The sequence below is a fragment of the Actinomadura sp. KC345 genome, assembly GCF_004348515.1.
Lineage (GTDB): Bacteria > Actinomycetota > Actinomycetes > Streptosporangiales > Streptosporangiaceae > Spirillospora.
This window is the reverse complement of sequence record NZ_SMKH01000410.1, coordinates 1-5642: the sequence shown is the minus strand read 5'-3', so window position 1 is coordinate 5642 and position 5642 is coordinate 1. Positions and strand designations below refer to the sequence as shown.

Genomic DNA, 5642 nt, shown 5'->3' with positions numbered 1-5642 from the left:
GCCCCAGGCAGACCAGCCCGGCCAGCCCCGCCCGCAAAGACACCATCCGCCTTGCCTACCAGAGATCCACGGCCCCATAACCGTGTACGCACGACCCCGCCGACTGCGCTACAGTAATCAGGCCCGCTCCAGCGGGCACCGGGACGTGGCGCAGTTTGGTAGCGCACTTGACTGGGGGTCAAGGGGTCGTGGGTTCAAATCCCGCCGTCCCGACACGGGAATACCAGCTCAGAGGGGCTTCGGAGATCGTTCCGGAGCCCTTTTTCGATCTTCAAGGTCGAAGGGGCGGCGTAAGTGCTGAAGGCACCGCTGCACCCGGGGACGGCCGGTGACTTCGGAACGTCAATGGTGACGGCTGGGCAGGCGCCCCGGGCGAGGGCATCGGCGGCGTGGCGGACGCGGGCGTGGTCATTCTGAACACCGGCGTCCTCGGAGTCGAGGGCCGCGGCGCCCACCTGGGCTACGTCATCCTTCACTGACCGGCCCCGGAAGCGCGCGGAGTTGCCACGAAGCTCCTATCGTCGCCTCATGGGATTCCGATCGGCGTTTCCGATGCTGGCCTGTGACGACCTGCAACGCTCGCTCGCGTTCTACCGCGATGCACTTGGTTTCCGGGAAACCTACCGATTCGAGGACGAAGGGACTGCGACGTTCGTCGCGCTGCAGCTGGGCGATGGCTCGGGTCTGGGACTGGGCGGCGTGCCGGAAGGCGGCGCAGGGATCCACGGCCTGCCTCAACGACCGATCTCGGGCCGCTACTTCGAGTTGTGCGTCTACTGCGATGACGTCGACGCGTCCATCGAGGAACTGCGCGCTCTGGGCCATCCTGTTCTCGTCGAGCCGTCCGGCACCCCCTGGGGCGAGCGCATCGCCTATGTGGCCGACCCGGACGGCCATCCGGTGATGCTGGCCACCCCGTCTGCCGGTCGTTGATCAGGGGCTGTGCCGGCGATCGGTTCCGCCTCAAGGTGTCGGCCTCGGGGCACGGGGTCTTCGAGAACGCCGTCATGGACGGCCCGGCCGCCGACGCGGACCCTTGCCGGGCGGCCGGTGATGGGCATGCCGGTGTGTAGTCCCGCCGCCAATGGCACCACCTGGACGCCTGGGAATCGGAGCCACAAGGCGTCCCCGATGCCGTTCAGCGCGGTGTCGGCCGGGCATCGGCGACACCGCCGCGGTGGACCGCCCATCGGCTGCGCGCGGTCCGATGCCGGTCGCTCACCGGTGTCCGTCGTGATCGTCGGGCCAGGGCGCGGCTGACGTCCCCCGCCCACTCAGATCCTTGGTCTGACGACCACCGCCAGGTGTCCTGTCCGCCCACAGCACCCGTGGGCGTCTGCGAGATGGCGGCGTTGAACTTCTCATCGCCCACGCCCGTACACGTGAGCGCAAGGACCCAACAAACAAGATCCCTGAATAGGGATCTCCCATGAAAGGAGATCTCCATGAACAAGGAGCTGTTCGATCGGATCCAAGGGACGGGCATCAAGTCCTGGGAGGTCGCCGAGGTGGAAGCGGCAGAAAGGATCCCTACACCTACGTTCAGCTCCCGCGAGTCGGGCCTGACGCGCAAGCAGGCCAAGCGGTCGGCGATGAAGAAGCGCTGGCGACGCAGTGGGCGGTCCTGCGGACCGCTCGCATCCCATCTGTCCCGACCGAACGACGTCGACCCTACGAAGCGATCTGCTGGTACGGCCAGGTGAGGTGAACCGCGCCTTCCCGCCGTTCTGCATCTGACGATATTTCCGGCAAGTGCAAGGTCAACGAGTGCATGAACATCGTGTGCTCCGTGGGTTCGTGAAAGCACGAGTCCTGGAGCGGCGGTTCCGACATGGGTGGAGGTAGGTCGTTAGAGCCGGAGGCGATGGTGGTTCCACAGTGCAGACCCCGACCTGCCACCCCGCGGAAAAGGCGAAGCCCTGGTTCCGCGGTGAGCGAGGAGCTGCGAGATATGAATAGGCGCCTTGCCCACCGATCCACCGGGGTGGGAATCCACCCGAATAGCCGCGGGCCGCCCCCGGCCGCGCCGCTTTCCCCCGACCGCCGCTGACACCCGTCACAGGACAACCGGATTGATGACCCCACAGAACTCCCATGGCTGGTCCGTCGTCGGCGCCAGCGTGCGCCCGCTCGAATCAGGCGACCCCGCGTCCGTCGGCACCCACCGGCTCCTCAACCGGCTCGGTGAGGGCGGCATGGGGGTGGTCTATCTGGGGCTGGCCCCCTCCGGGCGCAAGGTCGCCGTCAAGGTGATCCGCCGCGATCTGGCCCGCGACCCGGCGTTCCGCACGCGGTTCGACGCCGAGATAGCCAGTGCCCGGCGTGTCGCGTCCTTCTGCACGGCACGGGTGCTGGACCACGGCCTGGCCGACGGGCTTCCTTACATGGTCACCGAGTACATCGACGGACCTTCTCTCACCGACTACGTCCGGACGCACGGCCGTTTCCCGCCCGGCGCGCTGCGCAGTCTCGCGGTGGGGGTGGCGACAGCCCTGACCGCGATCCACTCCGTCCGGCTGGTGCACCGCGACCTCAAGCCGCGCAACGTGCTGCTCGCCGTCGACGGGCCCCGCGTGATCGACTTCGGCATCGCGCGGGCCCTGGACTCCGAGGACCACCACACGCTGAGGGGCGCCGTCATCGGCAGCCCCGGATACATCGCTCCCGAGCAGGCGTTCGAGGGACAGGTCGGCACCGCCGGCGACGTCTTCGCGTGGGGGACGCTCGTCGCGTACGCGGCCACCGGGCGCAACCCGTTCGGCACCGGGACGCTGCCCGTTCTCGCCGCCCGCGCGCAACAGGCCAGGTACGACCTGTCGGCCGTGCCGCAGGGCCTCCTGCCGATGGTCCAGGCCGCCCTCCATCCGATCCCGGCTCGCCGGCCGACCGCCGAGGACCTCCTCATCCAGCTCGTGGGTGAACAGGCTACGGACGAGACGGCCATCGACCTCATCCACAACGAGTGGCGCCCCGGACCGGTCCGTTCGGCGGCCGCTCCGCCGATCCCGCCCAGCGCCGTACACCCGCCGATGTCCAGCGCCGTACCCCCGCCGATGTCCAGCGCCGTCCACCCGCCCGCGACCAACACCACCGTGCCTCCGGCCCCGCCCGGTGCCGTTCCTCCGGTCTCTCCGGTGCGCACGCCGCCCGGCGGGCCGTCGGGCGCGGTTCCGCCGCGTTCGCCAGGGCGCCGGAAGTGGGCCAAGGCCGGTCTCGCCGCCGGGGTGACCGCGCTGGTCATGCTGGGGACGACGAGCGCGGCGGTCTACACCCTCAACCGCGATTCCGGCCACGACCGGCCCTCAGGACCGCCCGTGGCGGCCTGGTCGCCGGCCGCCACACCGAGTCCGGGGTCGACTTCGCCGACACCGAGCAGGTCGCCGAGGAAGTCGCCGAGCACGTCGCCGAGAAAGTCGCCGGGCAGGTCGCCCAGCCCGCTCAAGAGCAACGACAAACCGAGCACGAAGCCCAGGGTCACGGACCGCCCCGCCAAGCAATGGCGCGAGGTCGGCGGTCTGGACCGCTTGACGCCCTACTGCGTGGATCTCGGGTACAGGGAGACGTCCCTGTTCACCGAAGGCGGGCGCAAATGGTGGTGTGAGGACTCCGGGGGCGACCTGCACCCCATCGACCTGCAAGCGTCCTGCCAGTGGCACCACCCGCGCTTCGACAGGATCCGCGCCAGACAGCGTCCCGACCCTGGTCCCTTCTACGAGGTCCATTGGGTCTGCGAGGCGCTGCTCTGAACGCAAAGCGAGGTCGGCCGGCCACGGCGAACACGGGCTCCTACGCGTGTTCGTCAGGTCCGGCCGGTTGCACGCGCGCCCGATGCGGCCCGGGCGCCGGACGCCTCTGGGCCGCTCACTCTTCCCCCTCGATGACCCGCACCTGGGCGCGGACCTGGCAGCCGGCCGGCAGGGCGGAGAACTCCGGATAATGGTCGTCGCCGAGGTCCAGGCCGCTCAGCCGCTTCCGGCACGTGTTGTCGGCGCGAACGACCTGCACCTGGTAGGCGTCGCCGTCGTCTCCGAATTCGTACCCGATACCGGTGGAGGTGATGCTCCAACCGCCGTCCCCGTTGATGTCCTCCGGGCCGTAGTCGGCCAGGTAGAGCCTGCGGCGCTCCTCGGCGTAGATGAAGATGCGCAGATCGGCGTCGCCGAGACCGCGGACCGTGCCCGCGACCGGGAAGTCGCGGTCCTCATCGATCAGATCGCCGTAGCCCGGGCTGGTCAGTTCGACCGCCGCCATCTGCACGTGGTCAGGCGCCTTCACGGCCGGTGGCTTCCAGGTGGGCCGGTGGGTCTCGGGTACGGAGGGGGAAGCGCTCGTCGGCGCCTTTCTCGGTGCGTGTCCGGCCGCCCCGTCCAGGGGCGGGGAGGAGGGTTTCGCGGACGGGACGAGGGCCGTCGACTGGGGGCCCTCGGCACCGCGCTCCGGCATGGCCCAGAGCATGGAGGCGACGCCCACGACGGTCACCACGCTCATGGCGATGAGCGGTCTGCGTTCAAGCGGCCAGGAGTTCTTCGACGGATGCCGGGCGTGTCGGGCGAATCGGGAGAGGCGTCCCCCGCGGCTGTGGCTGGGGCGACGGCGGCGGCCCGGCGGGTGCGCGCGGGTCAATCCCTCTCCCCGGCCGGACGAGACCACGACCGCATGTGCTCAAGCGGCTCCTCGGCCGCGATGCAACGTTCCATGTTGAACCCCTCGTCGTTCGAAGTGATTTCCGCCACGCTTATGCCGAAATACAATGCGCTTCCGGGCAGTGGATAGTCAAGACTGATCACGAACGGTCACTGGTTCTCCCAAGGGCGATTTCAAAGCCGCCGGTCTGGTGATCGTCACCCGCTGCCCGGATCTGTCGCCGCTACCCAGCGTGATACCGAAACAGGACGACCTTCTGTCAGTGTTCAGGGTATTTTCACCTTACGGACCGGACGCCGACTCTGTCTCGAAAAGGCGTCCTGTGAGCGAGTCAGGCCGCGCCGAGGAGCGAAGGGGACGGTGAGGCGGAGACGGCCGGCTCCCTTGGCGTGAGCCGGCACAGCCGGGTGAGGGCCATCGTGATACGGGAGTCGATCTGTGCCCTCCGGCGATGAGGGTCTCCAGGGCTGCCCGCTCGCCCGCCACGCTGATGCCTCGTGCCGACGAGAGCTTCTTCCCGGCGCCCTCGGATGACAAGCCGGCGGCAGGGACGCCACGCCGGTCACCGTCGTAGCGCCGACGATGCCGTCCAGGGGCACGGCGCCCGGCCGGGTGTGCTCGACTCTCCTTCGCAAGCTCTCTGCGAGTCGGCGCCGGCTCACGGGTCCTGCGGTTTCCCCGAAGCCCCTTGAACGCGCCACCGCATGCGGCCTGGCAGACATACTTCGACCGCCAAACCCCGCCCCGCCGCACGCGGATGTGCCCACGAGTGATCGAACACCGACGCCGCGACTCTTTCCGAATGACGAAAATCGCAGAGCACGGAGTGCGACATCCCAGGCCCAAGAGATCCACTTCTCCAGCCCGACTCCACACCGGCCCGCGCAATGCGCGGCACGATCCCGCGGCGGCCGTCAGGCGGTAGCCTCGATCTTTCGTGAGGTCGGTTGGGTCGCTCCGCGACCCAACCGACGCTTCGTTTTCGGCGGCGAGTCAGC

4 protein-coding genes and 1 tRNA gene are annotated in these 5642 nt (G+C 69.1%); 4 read left to right on the top strand and 1 reads right to left on the bottom strand.

Annotation, left to right across the window (positions count from 1 at the left end; all coding sequences use genetic code 11):
• The first annotated feature begins 139 nt into the window (after nucleotides 1-139).
• The 4 genes from E1281_RS36825 (at nucleotide 140) to E1281_RS36810 (ending at nucleotide 3746) form a co-directional block, all read left to right on the top strand.
• Nucleotides 140-213 (top strand) — tRNA-Pro (locus E1281_RS36825).
• A gap of 315 nt (nucleotides 214-528) precedes the next feature.
• Nucleotides 529-933: a VOC family protein gene (locus E1281_RS36820; protein WP_207943725.1), complete on the top strand. Its 405-nt coding sequence runs from the start codon at nucleotides 529-531 to the stop codon at nucleotides 931-933.
• 512 nt (nucleotides 934-1445) lie between these two features.
• On the top strand, nucleotides 1446-1703 hold the full coding sequence (locus E1281_RS36815; protein ID WP_131884326.1) for a hypothetical protein: 258 nt from the start codon (nucleotides 1446-1448) through the stop codon (nucleotides 1701-1703).
• Between the two features lie 372 nt (nucleotides 1704-2075).
• The gene (locus E1281_RS36810; RefSeq protein WP_131884325.1) at nucleotides 2076-3746 is read left to right on the top strand and encodes a serine/threonine-protein kinase; all 1671 of its coding nucleotides are present in this window, start codon (nucleotides 2076-2078) and stop codon (nucleotides 3744-3746) included.
• A 115-nt stretch (nucleotides 3747-3861) separates the two neighbouring features.
• Here E1281_RS36810 and E1281_RS36805 read toward each other — a convergent pair whose 3' ends face one another.
• Nucleotides 3862-4488: a hypothetical protein gene (locus E1281_RS36805; protein WP_131884324.1), complete on the bottom strand. Its 627-nt coding sequence runs from the start codon at nucleotides 4486-4488 to the stop codon at nucleotides 3862-3864.
• Between the last annotated feature and the right edge of the window lie 1154 nt (nucleotides 4489-5642).

Coding starts and splice junctions, on each gene's coding strand:
- E1281_RS36820 (WP_207943725.1), top strand. CDS start 529: ATGGGATTCCGATCGGCGTTTCCGATGCTGGCCTGTGACGACCTGCAA.
- E1281_RS36815 (WP_131884326.1), top strand. CDS start 1,446: ATGAACAAGGAGCTGTTCGATCGGATCCAAGGGACGGGCATCAAGTCC.
- E1281_RS36810 (WP_131884325.1), top strand. CDS start 2,076: ATGACCCCACAGAACTCCCATGGCTGGTCCGTCGTCGGCGCCAGCGTG.
- E1281_RS36805 (WP_131884324.1), bottom strand. CDS start 4,488: ATGAGCGTGGTGACCGTCGTGGGCGTCGCCTCCATGCTCTGGGCCATG.